The 11461-nt window shown below is 63.9% G+C and carries 19 protein-coding genes; 18 read left to right on the top strand and 1 reads right to left on the bottom strand.

The window, feature by feature from the left end; genetic code table 11:
- From NSE01_RS20845 to NSE01_RS20820, 7 genes are all read left to right on the top strand, one after another.
- Positions 1-238 (top strand): zincin-like metallopeptidase domain-containing protein (locus tag NSE01_RS20845; protein ID WP_246135315.1); only part of this gene is annotated, 238 nt, incomplete at its 5' end.
- Positions 207-599, top strand: coding sequence for a hypothetical protein (locus NSE01_RS21400; protein WP_170233924.1), 393 nt, complete (start codon positions 207-209; stop codon positions 597-599). The genes NSE01_RS20845 and NSE01_RS21400, both read left to right, overlap by 32 nt.
- A gap of 46 nt (positions 600-645) precedes the next feature.
- Positions 646-1287: a hypothetical protein gene (locus tag NSE01_RS20840; protein WP_147161491.1), complete on the top strand. Its 642-nt coding sequence runs from the start codon at positions 646-648 to the stop codon at positions 1285-1287.
- An 11-nt stretch (positions 1288-1298) separates the two neighbouring features.
- The gene (locus tag NSE01_RS20835; protein ID WP_147161490.1) at positions 1299-1922 is read left to right on the top strand and encodes a DUF6927 domain-containing protein; all 624 of its coding nucleotides are present in this window, start codon (positions 1299-1301) and stop codon (positions 1920-1922) included.
- Positions 1923-1936: 14 nt separating this feature from the next.
- Positions 1937-2137 carry a hypothetical protein gene (locus NSE01_RS20830; protein ID WP_147161489.1) on the top strand — a complete coding sequence of 67 codons (201 nt, stop codon included), beginning with the start codon at positions 1937-1939 and terminating at the stop codon, positions 2135-2137.
- Positions 2138-2219: 82 nt separating this feature from the next.
- Complete coding sequence (locus NSE01_RS20825) at positions 2220-2570, top strand: antitoxin Xre/MbcA/ParS toxin-binding domain-containing protein (protein WP_133722890.1); 351 nt, start codon at positions 2220-2222, stop codon at positions 2568-2570.
- A gap of 4 nt (positions 2571-2574) precedes the next feature.
- The gene (locus tag NSE01_RS20820) at positions 2575-3069 is read left to right on the top strand and encodes an RES family NAD+ phosphorylase (RefSeq protein WP_147161488.1); all 495 of its coding nucleotides are present in this window, start codon (positions 2575-2577) and stop codon (positions 3067-3069) included.
- Positions 3070-3103: 34 nt separating this feature from the next.
- Here NSE01_RS20820 and NSE01_RS20815 read toward each other — a convergent pair whose 3' ends face one another.
- Positions 3104-3601 carry a hypothetical protein gene (locus tag NSE01_RS20815; RefSeq protein ID WP_147161487.1) on the bottom strand — a complete coding sequence of 166 codons (498 nt, stop codon included), beginning with the start codon at positions 3599-3601 and terminating at the stop codon, positions 3104-3106.
- A 65-nt stretch (positions 3602-3666) separates the two neighbouring features.
- Between NSE01_RS20815 and NSE01_RS20810 the strand changes: the two genes are divergently transcribed.
- From NSE01_RS20810 to NSE01_RS21600, 11 genes are all read left to right on the top strand, one after another.
- The gene (locus NSE01_RS20810) at positions 3667-4953 is read left to right on the top strand and encodes a DUF8535 domain-containing protein (protein ID WP_147161486.1); all 1287 of its coding nucleotides are present in this window, start codon (positions 3667-3669) and stop codon (positions 4951-4953) included.
- Positions 4954-5000: 47 nt separating this feature from the next.
- On the top strand, positions 5001-5636 hold the full coding sequence (locus NSE01_RS20805) for a DUF7007 domain-containing protein (RefSeq protein ID WP_371863234.1): 636 nt from the start codon (positions 5001-5003) through the stop codon (positions 5634-5636).
- A 103-nt stretch (positions 5637-5739) separates the two neighbouring features.
- Positions 5740-7413, top strand: coding sequence for an ATP-binding protein (locus tag NSE01_RS20800; RefSeq protein ID WP_147161484.1), 1674 nt, complete (start codon positions 5740-5742; stop codon positions 7411-7413).
- A gap of 59 nt (positions 7414-7472) precedes the next feature.
- A complete protein-coding gene (locus NSE01_RS20795; RefSeq protein ID WP_147161483.1) occupies positions 7473-7844 on the top strand; it encodes a DUF3768 domain-containing protein in 372 nt (123 codons plus the stop codon).
- Positions 7845-7917: 73 nt separating this feature from the next.
- Positions 7918-8268 (top strand): hypothetical protein, encoded by a 351-nt coding sequence (locus NSE01_RS20790; RefSeq protein ID WP_147161482.1) that lies wholly within the window; start codon positions 7918-7920, stop codon positions 8266-8268.
- Positions 8269-8483: 215 nt separating this feature from the next.
- On the top strand, positions 8484-8984 hold the full coding sequence (locus NSE01_RS20785) for a DUF736 domain-containing protein (RefSeq protein ID WP_147161481.1): 501 nt from the start codon (positions 8484-8486) through the stop codon (positions 8982-8984).
- Positions 8985-9168: 184 nt separating this feature from the next.
- Complete coding sequence (locus NSE01_RS20780; RefSeq protein WP_147161480.1) at positions 9169-9684, top strand: hypothetical protein; 516 nt, start codon at positions 9169-9171, stop codon at positions 9682-9684.
- A complete protein-coding gene (locus NSE01_RS20775; RefSeq protein WP_147161479.1) occupies positions 9678-10034 on the top strand; it encodes a hypothetical protein in 357 nt (118 codons plus the stop codon). Before NSE01_RS20780 ends, NSE01_RS20775 begins: the two co-directional genes overlap by 7 nt.
- 412 nt (positions 10035-10446) lie before the next feature.
- Positions 10447-10782 carry a single-stranded DNA-binding protein gene (locus NSE01_RS20770; RefSeq protein ID WP_039330710.1) on the top strand — a complete coding sequence of 112 codons (336 nt, stop codon included), beginning with the start codon at positions 10447-10449 and terminating at the stop codon, positions 10780-10782.
- 84 nt (positions 10783-10866) lie between these two features.
- Positions 10867-11076, top strand: a complete 210-nt coding sequence (locus NSE01_RS20765; RefSeq protein WP_147161478.1) for a hypothetical protein — start codon at positions 10867-10869, stop codon at positions 11074-11076.
- 139 nt (positions 11077-11215) lie between these two features.
- Positions 11216-11461 (top strand): hypothetical protein (locus NSE01_RS21600; protein ID WP_218033313.1); only part of this gene is annotated, 246 nt, incomplete at its 3' end.

Genomic DNA, 11461 nt, shown 5'->3' with positions numbered 1-11461 from the left:
CGCGGAGCAGGTAAGCGCCCGGATCTGCTATGAGCTTGGCCTGCCTGCAGACCTCCATGAAAGCCACGCCAGCTACATCGCCCATTGGCTCGACATTTTGAAGTCCGACAAGACCGCGATCATCACGGCTGCCGCCAAGGCCGATCAGGCCTTCAACCTGCTTGCAGCCTATTCGGGCTATGAGAGCGAACCTGCGGAGGAAGCCCATGAAGAGGCGCCAGTTCCGGCTTACGCTTGAGCCAACAGCAGAAGACGCAGTGCGGCTCGCGCAGCTCAGCCGCTATGCCAGTAACCTTTCGCGCGGAAATGCCGCGGACATTGGCGCTGCACTCGGCGACCATGTTGGAGCGTTGTTCCCCGGGCGGAACCGTCACGCTGTCCTGGAGAGCCTCCTTGGCAAAGGAGAACCCGGTTGGTCACTTGTGCCCGCCCCGGGGAAGGGCGGCGCGCTGGTCATCGAGACAACCGAGGCTGGCGCTGCGGTCTCCGCGATCGCGAGGATCCTAGAACAGATCGCACCCGGGACACTCGTGCGGCCGATGATCTATGAACCATTGTCGCTGAACAACTCGGGCGGACATCTTCGCCGCCTGCATTGAGGGGAGGGGGAGAGGGCCATTGCACTTGCAATGGAAAGGAAGCCCTATGTCCTGCGACATCGATTATCGTTACCGCCGCGCGCTCGAGCCCGATGGGCTGACGACCTTCGAAACCGCGCTGCGGGCATTGAACGAGGCCGTTGATGATGTGCGCCTCGCAGGCCGGCAGGTCGCCACCTGTCCCGCGGTTCTGCTCCTCACCCGCCACCTTCAGCGCATTGCCGACGGAAGGCCGACAACCTGTGAGGCCGAAGATCAGATCTTGCGCGCGCAATGCATCGAGCGTCTCGGCGAGCTTAAGCATCGACCGGCGATCATCGCGCTGGTCAAGCGCGGGATCGACTATCGTCCCGAAGAACTGCGCCACTACCGGCGCGAAGGTACGCGCGCCCTCCGCCAGATCGCCGCCGGGATCGGGCTCGATCATTCCGCTTACCGCATCAGTTACTACACCTCGCAGGAGGCCCTCGCCGGTGAGCATGTGCTCGAAGCAGAGGGCGTCTACATCCGCATCAGCCCGGAGCGGTTCGGCGAACCGGGTCTTGCCTGGCGCAACCCCTTCTGGAAGCCCCCGGGCGCGGTCATGCGCAAGGCTCCGATCACCGCTCTTGCCGACATTCCGGCACTCACGGCGCGGATCGCCCGCGAACTGCAAATCGCACCTCCGGCGCAGCCGGGGCTCATCTGAAGGACACGCACATGGGCTGGCTCTACATGCACCGCACAGGGATGGGAGGGCATGAAACGCCCAAAGCCTATCTCGACGATCAACTGACCTACGAACACGAGGCCAGCGAAGATGCTCCGTTCCGGGGGTGCCGGGTCCTCAAGAGCGTTTTCACCGGCAGCACCTACTATGCAGCCGTCGAGCGCTACGGCGAAGACCGCAAGAGGCTCTACGTGACGGCGGTTATCTGCCTGGTCCGCTGGAACCCGAACGCAGCCGATGGCCTGATCTTCGGGTACAAGGACATGGATGAACAATCCGGCCCCGTCGAGGCGAATTGCCCGCGAAGCATCCTGGAACTGCTCACCTCATCCTCACACCCCTATGCCCTGGACTGGCGGAACCGGTGTTACGCCATGCTGCGTCTCAAGGAGCGCAAGGTCGCTGACGGCGACATGCTGCGGCTTCCCGAACCGCTGCGTTTTACCGACGGCAGCGAACACCGCGAATTCCGGGTCAGCAAGCGCGGCAACAAGATCGAGCTGCGGACGCCCGACGGCGTCGGGGCCTACCGCATCTCCCGGCTGATGGAGCGGCGCTTCGAGGTCATCCGTCCGGCCCGAAAGATCAAGACCTTCTTCCCGGCAGCCCAGTAGCGAGGGCCTTTTCCATGATTTCTGCCAGCCTCGATCCGCGCCGCCGCATCCTTTGCGGGCGGGCCAATGCCGAGCGCGTCGCCATCCGGATGAGCGCGAAGACGGGCAAGAGCCATGCTGTGGTCAGAACCAGCAACGCGCTCCAGCCCTTCTGTGTGATGCCAACGGGGGAGAACCCTCCCGGTGCAATCGAGCTGCAAGTTGTCGTCTTATGACCCATATCGGTGCCATCCATCCGGCGGCTTGAATGCCGCAAGGAATGACGCTATATAACGTCAGAATTTATGGAGCTCTGCAATGGCGATTCAGAACTACGCTGACAACGGTGCGTTTGCTCCGCGCAAGATCGTCGACGCGCTGCGCACGACCAGCGACGAACTCGCACGCTCGCTGGGCCTCGGCAAGGACGCGATCCAGCGCAAGGACCGGATCGCGTCGGATCGCACCCAGCGCCGTCTTCGCCAGATGGTCGAAGTGCTCAACAAGGTCGAACCGCGCTTCGGGTCCGCGTTGCTGGCCTATGCCTGGTACCGCTCTGAGCCGCTGCCGGGCTTCTCGGGCCAGACCGCCATGCAGCTCGTACAGAGCAACCGGGCCGATGACGTGCTGACCTATATCGACGCCGTCGACGCCGGCATTCACGCCTAGGCGCATGCACTTCACCGGGCTGCTCTATCGCGCCCACAATCCGGTCTGGTCCCGCGAGCCGCTCTCGGGGGAGGGGGCTGCCCGGTTTGGTGGACGATTCAACCGCATGGGGCGCCCTGCGCTCTATACTTCGCTCGCGCCCGAGACGGCGCTTCGCGAGGCCAATCAGGTCGGCACGTTGCAGCCGACAACCCTGGTTGCCTATCAGGCCGACATCGGGCCCTTGCTGGATGGCCGCGACACAGCCGCGCTGCAGCCTTTCGGCATGGCGCCAGCGGAACTCGGTGACCCGTCGTGGCGAGATAGGATGCTATCTGGAAAGCCCGTGCCGACGCAGGACCTGGCCGAGGCCGCGATTGCACAAGGCTATGTCGGCATTGTCGTGCCGAGCTATGCCCGCGGCGCTCCCGCCGACGCTCTCAACCTCGTCCTGTGGAATTGGGAAGGGCGCATCACGCTCGTTGATGACGACGATCGGCTTGGGCTGCGCATTCCCTGATTTCTGGCGGTAAGGCCGGCAGGCCGATGCCTGCCTAGTCTTCGATCCGGCCGCCAAGCGACGGATCGAGATACCACGAGGGTCCCTCGACGAAGTCGGCCGAACATGCCGGAACCGGCCCGTCGGGCTCACTCGCGACATAAGGATTGATCTGCGGTGCAGGCCGCTCGCCTGAACGCAGGAGCTGCCCCGACATCTGGCAGCGAGGGCGCAGGATATCGAGCAGCCATTCAAGATCATCCAGCATCTGGACGATGCCGCGCCCTGCCAGCGTGTAGTAGAGGCAGCGCTGATAATCGTCGCACTGGCACGACAGCACCTGCGTCAGCTTGTTCTTGGAACCGGGCGTGCCCTGGAACACCCCCTGTAGCGCTTCGTAGAGTTCGCGCGCCGAATAATAGGCATCGAATGCTTCGACGCCGATGGACGCGTTGGCGAGCGAGCGCCGCGTAGGCGACACCAGAGGGTCAAGCGATGCATCGCGGAGCGTCAGATCGAGGTCGAACTGGCCGAGATCGAATACCTTGTTCATAAGACAGAATTCCTCTATGTGACGAACATAGAGTGAACAAAAGGGGCGGTCAAGAGGGTCGGACCATGTGGCTGGTGGCCAAGGACACCACAGGTAGCACCGGGCGCGTCGCCATTGGCGACGGTCTCCGGGCAGCCTTGGTCCGCTGGTACACGGGCCATGGCAACGAGGCCGATCACCGGGCCTGCGTCTCCCTCGTCGTGACAGCGCGCGAGAATCACAAATGGCTCGCCTGCGATTGTCTGGGCGAGGTCGCCGCGCCGCCGCTGCTGAGCCCGGCCTATCTCAGCTTTCAGGAAACCTATTACCTGCGGCGACTGACATCGAGGCCGATGCACGCGCTGGGGTGTCCGTTTTTCCTGCCTCAGGCGCCGCCGCGCATCCGCGAGACAGCGAGGGATTCGCTTTACGCGCTCGATGTTCCAGATGGCCTGTTCAACGCGCACCAGAAGGCGCCGGAGAAGCTTGCCCAAAAACCCGACCACAGCGAACCAGACGACCGATCGCGCGGGGTTGCAATCCCGCGCCTGGGTAAACTGCTGTGGCTGCTGCTTGAGCGGGCGGGCTCCAACGTGCTGCGCGAGCTTCCGACAGCAGGGCCACGGGAGGGCTCGATCAGCCGGGAGATGCGCTTCCTGCGCCAAGCAGCGCAAGGTCTTGAGATTGCGCCCGGGGTTCCGCTCTCGGCCCATCTCTACACCAACGCGATCGATTACGAGAAGCGGCGGGTTCACGCCCGACTGCGCGCCGCGGCCGAAACATGGCCTCATGAATTCGCGCCCCAGGCCTTTCTTCTGCTCGAGGCCAACGCGGTCACCTCCACTGAGATCGTCACCGGTCTCGGCACGATCCCGGTCCGAAACCGCATTCAGCACACGGGGATCATCCGCGCTGAAGTCGAACCGCCGTTTCTGGTGCTCGCCGTCGTTGGCGAGCATAGCAGGAAGGAGGGCTATGTCGCGCTGCGGGCCTATGCTCAGCCTGTCTTCAGCGGCAACCAGTTCGTGCCGACCGAGCGAGACCATGACCGTGAAATTCTGCGGGCGCTGCAAGACGCGCAGTATATCCTGCGGCGCCGGGACATCAGGATGGCGGTGAAGAAAATCCTGTTCGATCTGCCCTTTGCGGACATCTCCGTAAGGCCGGATTTCCTGATTGCCCTCCTCGACGACAACACCGGGCAGGAGTGCCGCTTCGCGCTGCAAATCCTCCAGTCGGCCGACGAGGATTATCTCGCCCTCAGGGCGATCGAGCGGAATCGTCTTTCGCAGCTTGGGCCGGTAGCGGCCCTCGCTCTTGGAGACATCACGCCCGAAACCGTCGCCCGGACCGCTCTTGGGATCCTGAGCTGAAGAAAAGGGGGAGGGACTGAGCGAACCTGCAACAGGAGAGTTCGCTCATGCCATGTTTTTCCCCATCACCGCGTCCCTCCACTTCCATCTGGGGCGCCGTCCAGCAGGCCGATCAACTGGCCCCCGGCATATGGTCCGTTATGACCGCCAGCCACGGCGGCATCATTCTGTCCGAACAGAGGCAGGCCGCCATGCCGCCGGCGCTAACGATCGAGGGCGGGTCCTACGAGGAAGACTGCGACTGGGCGCTCCCGGTCCTGGCCTTCACCAGCGAGCTTGAAGGGCAGGGTTCCTGTTCCGCAGGCTTCCTGCAGCTTTCCCGCGATACTGCCCGATGCTGGCACCCGGATCGCTTCAGCGCCTTTACCGGCGAGGCCGTAATGGAAAATGCTTCTGAGATCCTGCGGACGCGCAAGGCCTACATCGCCGCGATCGGCGAATTCTGCGTCACCAGCGCCTGGGGCGATTGGGCGGAATGGGTGCCGGAAGGCAAAGTCGGCGTGATTGCCCGGCAAGTCGAACGCGTCGATCATCTTGGCCGGCCAACCTATGGCGAAGCCGAAGTCTGCGCGCTCATCGCCAAGGACCTTTACGCCGCGCGCGGCGAGGTCACGGCGCTGCGCGATACGGTGCACGAAGTGATCCCGATGCCTGAGGCCCTGCGGCCCAAACGAGTGGGCTGAAGAGCAGGCCGAAGGACGCCCGGCTCTGGCCAGGCATCAATCCACCGATTTGAAGGGAAGGGGGAGGGGAAGGGCGAACCAGTGCGATGAAGGACCCCTTGCCATGAACCCGACAGTTATCCGGCCCAGCGTCAGCGCGAAGACGATCACGAAAGTCACGCGCCTCTTCAACGGTACCATCGGCGATATTCTGGGCGAACTCCTCCAGAACAGTCGCCGCGCGGGCGCTTCCCGGATCGACATCGCCTGCTGCGCGGATCAGGACGGAGCGCGACTGACCCTTGTCGATGATGGATCCGGCGTTGCCGATCCCCAGACCATGATCGCGCTGGGGGATTCGGGCTGGAGCCAGCACATCCATGAGGCCGAAGACCCGGCAGGCATGGGTGTCTTCAGCCTGGCGGGCAAGGACACCCGGATCAGCTCGCGTCATACCGATGCCGACACCGGATGGTCGGTCCACATTCCGGCGGATGGCTGGACCGGCGCGCAGGACATTGCCGTGCGGCCCCTTGCTCGCCCGGTTGGGACGACCATCACCTTTCTGATGCCCGGCGTGAGCGAGCAGACGGCCGAGCGAATTCTGCGCGAGGTCGCGAAGTTCTACCCGCTGCCGGTGTTCTTCAATGGCGGGCAAGTGCCGCGCGAGGACTTTCTCGCCAAGGCGATTTACATCGCCCAGTGGAACGGCAGCCAGATCGGCGTGTTCGAGGGGCGCGAATACCACCAGGACCCCACGACGAATTTCCATGGCATGGTGCTTACCCGCAAGCTTGCCAGCGTCTCGGAGAGCCTTGGCGGCAAGACCTACCATGCCCGGCTCGATATCGGCTCCACCCCGGGCCTTGCCCTTGTCCTCCCGGCCCGCAAGGAGTTCGTCGAGAACGCCGCATTTGCGGCGCTTCAGACAGCCTGCAGGCGCACGATCTATGCCGCGCTGGCGCACAAAGGCCAGCACCGGCTTTCCTTCGACAGCTGGAAAGAAGCGCGCGATCTGGGGGTCGCTCTGCCGGATGCCGACCCCTGCCTGCCCCGCTGGCATGCTGCCATCGCGGAAAGCGACAACGTCAATGTCGATTATGAGGAGGTCGCTACAGGACCGGACACGATCCTTGTTGCGGATCTCGAGCCCGATATCGGTCAGGGGCTGGAGCGCGCGCTACGCACGCATCCCCTGCGCCTGCACCTCGCCCAGAACCATCCTCCTTACGCAGGCTATGGCTGGTATGACGCGCTGCATCAGCTCGGCAACGTGCGCTTCTATGTTGCAGCCGGGGAGCAGGGCCACGTCATCGCCGAGAACGGCAGCTTCCCTCCGCTCCAGGACCATGTGCGTGCCGAGACGATCGAACTGAGGTTCTGCGTCTTCCACCGCGCCACCGAAACCCAGCGCGAGGAACGGATCCCGGCAGATGTCGCCTTCGTCGTAAACGAAGATGGCTGGTACAGCGGCGTCGACCAGATCCGCATCGCTTACGTACCGGGGCCGGACCTGCCCCCTGAAACGCTGGTCGATCTCATCGAGAACGTCTGTTTCTGCGCGAGCGACGACAGCGAGGCCGATTCCTGGGACACCCAGCACGAGCACTTCTTGCGCGATGCGCGCGAACTCGCGGCCCGGGTGCTGCTCGGCGAGGACGAGGCCATCGCGGCGCGCATCCGCGACACGCTCGCCGGCATCCTGTGGGTCCTTCCCAAGGATCGGCAGGTTGCCATTACCGTAGCCCCGGGGACTGCGATCGATGTTCAGATGTCCGCTTGTCAGCCTGCCGGCTGAGTTCCGCGAGGCCGTCCGGTTGCCTGCTCTTCGTCTCTTTGATCGGGATGAGACTTCCAATGCATAACACATCCGACATCACTTGCGCTCGGCAGCGGACCGAGCGCATCGCGCTGCTCAATGATGCCGCGCGCCAGGGCCGTGACCGAACGGCCCGCATCGTCATGACCTCTGGTCTCCTTGCGGAACTGGGTGGCGACACGGTGGAAGACCGCATGATGGTCCATGCTCGGTTGATGGCCGCTCTGCGCCGTTGCACCTTCGCCCCGGACTCACCCAAGCGAGACTTTGCAAGCATGGATGTCGATGGCATCAAGGTGCTGATGAAAGTCGATTATTACGACACCGACCTGACGTTCGGGTCAGACGATCCGGCCAATCCTGCCGTCACGCGCAGGGTCGTCACGCTGATGCGGCCAGCAGATTACTGATTAACGCCAAGGCCGGGTGTATTACAGCGCGGCGGGGCATCAGCGAGGTAAATGGTGGGGAGGTAACGAGCGCATGAGCAGGCACAAAGTACCACTTCGTGACGGGATTGCGGCGGCAAGCGCTTATGTCGGGTGGGACCGCCCGTTGCAGACTTATTTTGCGCAGGTTCTGAGCGCCCCTGACGAGGACGGCGAGGAGACCGAACTCGTGTGGGCCGGCACTGCCTTCGGCGAGCTGCCCCGCGCGGTTGACGCAATCCGTGTGCTGGAGCCCTACTGCCAGATCGAGGCAAGTCTTGCCGCACAGCTCGAGATCGACAGGATGGCATGCCTCGCCACGCGCGACGGACCCAATCAGATCGAAGCCAAGGCCTTCATGGCGCGCCTTAGCCAGATCAAGGACAGGTCGGAGCCTGAATCCTAAGTCAGCGAAACAGGCGTGGTGAGGGGAGCACTGGCAGGTGATCGCCTACCACACCGCAGGGGTCCGTGGACCGCCTCGGCCCTTTGGATGGGCCGGCAAGAGTTACGCGCGCCGGCGGTTGCTGGCGCACGGGCCGGGCCAAGGGCCCGGGGGGGAGGGGGGAAGGGAGAAGGTGCTCCGGACAAGGGGTTCGGACAGCATCAGGAGAATGTGACATGAACATCGGCACCCTCAAGGCCAACGCAGAAGGCGTTCACATCGGCCGCATCACCACCCTGACCTTCAGCGCGACCGTCGCCCTGCGGGCGTTCGACTCCACCAACGAGCGGGCACCCAAGTTCGACCTCATGGCGCTCTCGGCCGACCGCCGCAGCTGGGTCAAGATCGGCGCGCTCTGGGAATACTCGTCGAACGAGACCGGCGAGTGCTTCCTGTCGGGCCAGATCGACGATCCCAGCCTCTCGGCGCCGATCCCGGTTGCCATGTTCCAGCAGAACGATGGCAGCTACAACGTCGCCTGGCGCCGGTCGAAGCCCAAGGCTTCGCTCGACGGCTTCGGCAGCGAGAGCGAAGGCGCCCTGCCGCCGCTCACCGCCACCGGCGACGAACCGGCCAGCGACCGCAGCGTTGACAGCGCCGCTGCCACCGGCGACGGTCTGGGCGAGAGCACCGCGCCGGCACCCAAGGGCAAGACGCGCGCGAGCGTTGACGCCTGACCGGGACCAGCCCCCCGTGACCGGTGCCGCGACCCGCGCCGGTCACATCGGGAAGGCCCGTCCGCGCATTTGCCGCGGGCGGGCCTTTTCTTTTGCCCGCACCTATCGGGCTCCACAGAACTACCGCGGCAACACGGTCAGCAAAAGGGAAGGGGGAGAAGCCGTTCAAGCAAAGGAGGCTTGAATGGCAAAAACAAACTGGACACTCGATCTTGGCGGCGCGCCTTCGAATGAGGACTGCGCGCAAATCGGCCACACGCCGAACTTCGCCATCGTGAATACCGCCGAAGCCATGCTCTACAGGGCTGCGCTGATCGGGGTTGCCGGTTCGCCGCCTGCCGGCATCAGTTTGCGGATCAAGGCCAACGCCCATGATTTCGGAACCTACCGGACGGTCGAGGCGAGCGTTGACGACGAACAGGACGATGGCAGCCATGCCAGCTATCTCGAGACACTCGAGACCGGCTTCGCCTTCTGGCATCATGCCGGGTTTGCGCCGCCTGAGTTCGCCAAGCTGACGGCCAGCGATCAGCTTGCGGGTTTCGTCTTGGATGCCGTCGCAAGCGCGCTGCGGATCACGCGCCCGACCAGCACCGGCGCATTCTTTCCGGAGTCCTCCGGGCCGATCCACCGCAACCTCAACGCGGCCTTCCCGGAGGCGGCGCAGCGCGCCTTTTCCGAAGGGAGCCTGCCATGCTGACCGACAGCGAGCGCTTCGCTTTCACGGTCTGGCGGATCCATGCTTTCGGCTCGACGGGCAATGCCTACGACGCCGTGCAGACCGACGAGAGCATCGCTGCCGGTGACACCCTGCTTGTTCCCGACGAACAGGTTGTGGGTGTCGCCATGACCTGGCCCTTTGCGGTCACCCGCGAGAGTGGGAAACTCCATCAGCTCAGCAAGCCCAGGGCCGGTGAGAGCAGTGCCGAGGTCGACCGCGCGCTTGGTGTTCCCGAAGGCTCCGTTGCCCAGGCCTGCCGTCTGGCCAGACTGCTGGGCTTTGCCCTCGATGATGGTCTCTCTGGCACCGTGCTGGATGCAGATGGCTGACGGCTGTGACGATCATCGGTTCGGGGTTCGGCGGACCGGCCAATGCCAGTGCGGTGACCTTCGGCCTTGGTGCCGGAAAGCCGGTATCGCGCACGTCCAACTCTGAAACCGGGTGGCCTATGCTGCGAGGCTTGGAATCACCCATGTCAGGGCCGATCGGGATTGATGTTCAGGCTCTTGCGGGGCCTCCGCTGTCAACAGCACGTCCGCCGTCCAGTGCCCATGCCTCTCTGGTCGAGCTTAGGGCCAACCTGCAGAAATGCGAGCCGTGTTGCCCGGCAAGCCGGGCTGCCCGCACCACCTCGATTTCCGAGGTTCCCCGCGCGCGGTGGCGCGCGGTGTCCCAGCTCTCTCTCCGAGGCTCGACAAGGGCACCGGCGGACGAGCCGTCGGCATCAAGGAGGCTCTTGCAATGAACATCGTCAACCTCGTCGGCCGTCTCGCCAAGGATCCCGTTGCCCGCGACCGCAGCGACACCCGCATCACCGAACTGATCCTCGTGACCGAACGCCCGGTCATCCGCGACGGCAAGGTCCAGAAGGATCCGGAAACCGGCTACCCGGTCAAGGATGCCGAATTCCACAAGATCACGGTCTTCAACGGCCTCGGGCTCCCGCTGCGCCAGCACAAGGCCAAGGGTGACCAGCTCGCCGTGACGGGCCGCATCCACTACTCGCGCTGGCAGGACGCTGAAGGCAACGACCGCTACGGCTGCGAGATCATCGCAGAGAACGTCGAGTTCCTCTGACCGGCAGGGCGGCGCGCAGGCGTCGCCCGAGCCCTTTCAGGGGGGCGACAGCTGGACACCGGTGGCGTCCAGCTTCGTTCCCCGGTGACCGCAGCTGCAGCGCAAGTGCCGCGCGACTATCTCCAGCTTCATCGGGATGGATTTGGCAAAGCATCGGTCTCGCAGCTTGGCTGCCGGAACGATCACGACGCGGCGGCAGCCGAGACATTCTACCTGCGCGTTGAGGCCATGGCGAACCAGATCGGCCAGGGTATCGAGACGTTTGCTGCTCATGCCTGCGGTAGAACATTATAAGAACACAAACTGTCAAGCGTTCTGGGCGAATGCACAATCGACCTGATCGCCAAGGTGCGTGGACCAAACAACACGACGCATTGCGCTGAAACCGAAAAGCGCAATAATCCTGCACATTGCAGCTGAGGAGCATGATGCAATGGCACTCTTTGAGATAGCTCTCGATGAGCAGCTCGAGCAGGAGCTGAATGACGCGGCCCAATCCCAGCGGACCGATCAATCCGGAATCGTCCGACAGGCGCTCGCAGAGTATCTGCGGTCAGGCAAAGGCCACAGACACGACGATGATGCCATCCGGGACGATTGGCAAGACTTCTCCCGAACCGTGCAGGAAGCCCAGCGACGGGCCATCATAGCCACCATCCGTACCCTGCCTGACAGAGCA

This window comes from Novosphingobium sediminis, assembly GCF_007991615.1.
GTDB classification, from domain to species: Bacteria; Pseudomonadota; Alphaproteobacteria; order Sphingomonadales; family Sphingomonadaceae; genus Novosphingobium; species Novosphingobium sediminis.
This window is presented reverse-complemented; position numbering and strand designations above follow the sequence as displayed.

Excerpts from the sequence above, each read along its gene's own strand:
- NSE01_RS21400 (WP_170233924.1), top strand. The coding sequence starts at position 207 with ATGAAGAGGCGCCAGTTCCGGCTTACGCTTGAGCCAACAGCAGAAGAC.
- NSE01_RS20840 (WP_147161491.1), top strand. The coding sequence starts at position 646 with ATGTCCTGCGACATCGATTATCGTTACCGCCGCGCGCTCGAGCCCGAT.
- NSE01_RS20835 (WP_147161490.1), top strand. The coding sequence starts at position 1,299 with ATGGGCTGGCTCTACATGCACCGCACAGGGATGGGAGGGCATGAAACG.
- NSE01_RS20830 (WP_147161489.1), top strand. The coding sequence starts at position 1,937 with ATGATTTCTGCCAGCCTCGATCCGCGCCGCCGCATCCTTTGCGGGCGG.
- NSE01_RS20825 (WP_133722890.1), top strand. The coding sequence starts at position 2,220 with ATGGCGATTCAGAACTACGCTGACAACGGTGCGTTTGCTCCGCGCAAG.
- NSE01_RS20820 (WP_147161488.1), top strand. The coding sequence starts at position 2,575 with ATGCACTTCACCGGGCTGCTCTATCGCGCCCACAATCCGGTCTGGTCC.
- NSE01_RS20815 (WP_147161487.1), bottom strand. The coding sequence starts at position 3,601 with ATGAACAAGGTATTCGATCTCGGCCAGTTCGACCTCGATCTGACGCTC.
- NSE01_RS20810 (WP_147161486.1), top strand. The coding sequence starts at position 3,667 with ATGTGGCTGGTGGCCAAGGACACCACAGGTAGCACCGGGCGCGTCGCC.
- NSE01_RS20805 (WP_371863234.1), top strand. The coding sequence starts at position 5,001 with ATGCCATGTTTTTCCCCATCACCGCGTCCCTCCACTTCCATCTGGGGC.
- NSE01_RS20800 (WP_147161484.1), top strand. The coding sequence starts at position 5,740 with ATGAACCCGACAGTTATCCGGCCCAGCGTCAGCGCGAAGACGATCACG.
- NSE01_RS20795 (WP_147161483.1), top strand. The coding sequence starts at position 7,473 with ATGCATAACACATCCGACATCACTTGCGCTCGGCAGCGGACCGAGCGC.
- NSE01_RS20790 (WP_147161482.1), top strand. The coding sequence starts at position 7,918 with ATGAGCAGGCACAAAGTACCACTTCGTGACGGGATTGCGGCGGCAAGC.
- NSE01_RS20785 (WP_147161481.1), top strand. The coding sequence starts at position 8,484 with ATGAACATCGGCACCCTCAAGGCCAACGCAGAAGGCGTTCACATCGGC.
- NSE01_RS20780 (WP_147161480.1), top strand. The coding sequence starts at position 9,169 with ATGGCAAAAACAAACTGGACACTCGATCTTGGCGGCGCGCCTTCGAAT.
- NSE01_RS20775 (WP_147161479.1), top strand. The coding sequence starts at position 9,678 with ATGCTGACCGACAGCGAGCGCTTCGCTTTCACGGTCTGGCGGATCCAT.
- NSE01_RS20770 (WP_039330710.1), top strand. The coding sequence starts at position 10,447 with ATGAACATCGTCAACCTCGTCGGCCGTCTCGCCAAGGATCCCGTTGCC.